Genomic DNA, 3859 nt, shown 5'->3' on the forward strand with positions numbered 1-3859 from the left:
CCCATTCGAGGTCTTCGAACGTATGCTCAAAACCGCTTCGATCACTTCAGCTTCCGTTCATTAACCCCCTGTTGCGCTTCCCCTTTGAAACCGCCGTGTATTACGATGTATTTATACATCGCAAGGCGTTGATGCTTAAAACACCGCCCTAACTGAATCCCCGGGCCACTTGCTCGCGAACTATGTACCGTTAGGGTATAAGTCCGGAATCGCACGCAGGGTTCTTCGGGGGCCGCATTTCAGAGAGGGAATGCGGCTACCCTCTCGAACGAGATCATTCCGAGATCGGTGGCACGCCGCTCAAACGCTACCTGGCCGGCCCCGATGTGGGCCGCGAATGCCCGTCGAGTGACGCGCTGCGCGCCGCATTCCGTATCGACGTGACGCGCGCCCAGCGGCGCTCGGATGGCACCCCGTGAGTCTGGCCGGCACGCGCTTCGAGATTCCCTCGGCCTACCGGCACCTGCAGCGCGTGAACCTGCGCTACGCGCGCTGGGAGCTGAGCGGCGTCGATCTCGTCGACGCCGATAGCGGCGCCGTGCTGTGCCCGCTGCGGCCGCTGGACAAGGCCGCCAATGCTGATGGCCAGCGTCGGCGACTCGATGCCGTCAATGTCGAGCCGCCACCGGCCAGTGCGCCCGGCATCGCGCCGCTGCTACGCCAGATGCTGTCCGACCACGCCGCAACCGGGTTGCCGCCAGCCTGGATTCCCGCCAACTGGCAGGAGGAGGCATGAGCCAGCGTCTGCAAGCCCTCTACGGCCTGAAGTGGAACCCGTTCTCGCCGGAGCTTCCCCTCGAGGGGCTGTACGTGCCGCCGCGCGTCGAGAACTTCTGCTGGCGCATTGAGAACGCGCTCGTGCGCGAAGGCGGCTTCGCGATGATCCGCGGCGAGCCGGGTACCGGCAAGAGCGTGGTCATGCGCGTGCTGGCCGAGAAGCTCGAGCGACTGACCGATCTGACCGTCGTCTCGATCAATCATCCGCAGAGCAACCTCGCCGACTTCTATCGCGAGATGGGCGACATCTTCGGTCTGGAACTCCGGCCGCACAACCGCTGGGGCGGCTTCAGGTCGCTGCGCGACCGGTGGATGTCGCACCTGCAAAGCACGCGCCGGCGCCCAATCCTGCTGATCGACGAAGCGCAGGAAATGAGTCCCGGCGTGCTCAACGAACTGCGGCTCATGGCCAGCGCCCGCTTCGATTCGCAGCCCCTGCTGTGCGTGGTGCTCGCCGGCGACACGCGCCTGACCGAGAAGCTGCGGCGCGACGAACTGCTGCCACTGGGCAGCCGTATCCGTTCCCGCCTGGGGACCGAGAAGGCTTCCGCCGACGACCTGCTGGCCTGCCTCGATCATCTGCTCGCCAGCGCCGGCGCCCCGCAGCTGATGACACCGCCGCTGCGCCACACGCTGTGCGAACACGCGCTGGACAACTACCGCGTGCTCACCACGCTCGCCAACGAACTGCTCACCACCGCCGCGCAGCGCGAACTGTTCGAACTCGACGAGAAGCTGTACTTCGAGGTCTTTGCACCATCAACACAGTCCTCGCGCCGCACGCCAGCGCGTCAATCCAACGGAGCCCGATGACATGTCCCGTAAAGCATCACCTTACCAGCCCCATACCTCCCGGCGCCTGCCATTGCCCGAGCTCTCCGATGAAGCGGCTTACATGATGCAGTTCTTCATCGAAGACCTCTATCTGTGGTTCAGCCGCGCCTACGCCACCCAGATCCGCGGCTATCGCGAGCCCTGGTACCGCGGTCCGACACAGCCGCCACACCAGAGCATCGACGAGCCATTCTGAAACGACAACGGGAGCTTCATCGCTCCCGTTTTACTTCGTCCCTCGAACATCATTTATGTTGCTCATTGCCCCATCGATTTACGTGCTCACGCTCAGCTCCAAACGAATCTTCCGGCTCCGGCCGGGCGCCAGGCGATCCTCAGAGCCAGCAGATCAATATCGCGTCAGTGGCCGCCGCGATCACGACGACGGCGAACAGCAGGCTTCATATCTCACGATACTCCCGGAGCATCGCAGCGGGCGACAATTCCTCGCATCCTGTCCAGGCGCGCCACGACGAGACTCGCGCGGGTGGCAGGGCGGCCGGAAGAGCTGAACCCATCTCAAAAATAGGATTGGTCTGATATTCGTGGCTAGCCGCAGTCCGTAGACTAAAGGCTCCTTTTACTGGGTTGTGTAGAGCGAACGGATAACCCTCTGTCGATTGGGTTTCCGGTCCCTCTGGTTTCCGCGTGCTGCCGTGCGTTTCAGACAATGTTGTCATTCATGCCCGCAGCCTTTTATTCCGACTGCGAGGTTTTGAAATGATGCGGTTTCCCTATTTACGTCATGCCTGCGCGAGCGGTCAGGTCATTCCCACAAAAGTGGGTCATTCGGTGTATTCCCGATTTAAATCTCCAGCGCTTGCCGTGTTGATGTGCGGCATGGTTGCGATGCTGGGCGCGTCGGATTGGGTTACGGTATCGGAGATAGTCAGTCGCGTGAACACATCTGGCACAACCCAACCGACCCTGGCCCTGGAGGTGACTGTGCCGACTGCTAACGGGTTAGTTAGCAAAACCATGAATGGTCGGCGACCTGACGGTGCGCCGCCTGTCATGCCGGAGGCCGACAGCGGCTTATACGCAGGGCGGATCGAAGGCACGTTGCGCGACACCCTGGTGCGAGCCAGTGTGCCGGTCGATGTACAGGAGCAGATCGCGCGTATTTTTGCCGCTCGGCTCGCCCTTGCTGCGCCCGCGCAGGAGGGCGACACTTATCATGTTCTCTACGAGCGCGACGACCCAACCACCCAGCGCAAGCGTGTAAGGGCCGTCGAACTCCGGTCAGGTGGTGAGGTCCACCAGGCCGTTTGGTTTATCGCGCCAGGGCACACCGACGGAGACTACTACTCATTCGACGGACGGCGGCTGGCCGCTGAGCCATTTTCGATGCCGCTCGATTACGTTCGGGTCAGTTCGCCATTTGGTTACCGAACCCATCCGGTCAAGGGCAAGCATCTGATGCACACAGGCGTGGACTTTGCCGCGCCAAAGGGGACGCCTGTTGCCGCAGCCGCCTCAGGAACCGTGAAGTTCGTTGGCACCAGACACGGATACGGCAAAACCGTCGTGCTCAGTCATCCGCAAGGCTATACGACGCACTACGCGCACCTCTCGGCCTTTGCCCGCGATTTGCGCGTCGGCGCGCCGGTGACTGAAGGACAACCGCTCGGCGCGGTAGGCAGCACCGGCACGGCCACGGGAGCCCATCTGCATTTTGAGGTGCGTCAGAATAATCAACCGGTCGATCCGCTCACGTTGACGAGCCGAACCGGCGCTTCGCCGCTCACGACCAGTCAGCGAATCGCGTTCGACAGCGTGGCAGGCGCCATGCGCGAACAACTCGCGGCGTTGCCCATCGATACTCCGACGGTCAGGATGGCGTCGAATGATGAAGGCGCACTGGATCACCCTGCACACCCTGAGGGCTCGTCGGTTTGAGGCACGAGGCCATGCGTGCCTTGATGTAGCCTTTGGCGAAGACAAGGGCCGCGTTCGCGTAGACAATGCCGCGCAGAACTTCGCCACCCTCAGGCGCATCGCCCTGAACCTGCTGCGGCAGGATCGCAGTACCAAAGCAGGGCTGAAGATTCGCCGCCTGAAGGCATGCACCAGCGACTCCCGTCGCGCTCAAATCCTCGGCTGGCACGGTCCATAACGATTTAACAATTGGCGCGATTGCCCTGGCTTTGGAAACAGGGCCATCGCACGAAACGTTAAATATGGTTAAGTTTCTTGCCAGCCAAGGAGTTGAGCGAGATATTGATCGTTCGCGCAGGCCAGCATACGG

The 3859-nt window shown here is 62.0% G+C and carries 4 protein-coding genes and 1 pseudogene; 4 read left to right on the plus strand and 1 reads right to left on the minus strand.

Features of this window, described 5'->3' with window-relative positions:
• Window positions 1-275 precede the first annotated feature (275 nt).
• From P3T23_RS47185 to P3T23_RS47200, 4 genes and pseudogenes are all read left to right on the plus strand, one after another.
• A pseudogene (locus P3T23_RS47185) lies at window positions 276-736 on the plus strand (IS481 family transposase); the annotation flags it as partial.
• On the plus strand, window positions 733-1590 hold the full coding sequence (locus tag P3T23_RS47190; protein ID WP_429322874.1) for an ExeA family protein: 858 nt from the start codon (window positions 733-735) through the stop codon (window positions 1588-1590). The pseudogene P3T23_RS47185 and the gene P3T23_RS47190, both read left to right, overlap by 4 nt.
• A gap of 1 nt (window position 1591) precedes the next feature.
• Entirely contained in the window at window positions 1592-1807 is a 216-nt protein-coding gene (locus tag P3T23_RS47195) for a hypothetical protein (protein ID WP_429322875.1), read from the plus strand.
• A 452-nt stretch (window positions 1808-2259) separates the two neighbouring features.
• Window positions 2260-3510, plus strand: coding sequence for a M23 family metallopeptidase (locus P3T23_RS47200; RefSeq protein ID WP_429322876.1), 1251 nt, complete (start codon window positions 2260-2262; stop codon window positions 3508-3510).
• Here P3T23_RS47200 and P3T23_RS47205 read toward each other — a convergent pair.
• Window positions 3443-3859, minus strand: a 417-nt coding sequence (locus P3T23_RS47205; protein ID WP_429322877.1) for a hypothetical protein, incomplete at its 5' end; no start/stop codon positions are given. The genes P3T23_RS47200 and P3T23_RS47205 overlap by 68 nt on opposite strands.

This window comes from Paraburkholderia sp. GAS448 (genome assembly GCF_050435685.1).
GTDB lineage: Bacteria > Pseudomonadota > Gammaproteobacteria > Burkholderiales > Burkholderiaceae > Paraburkholderia.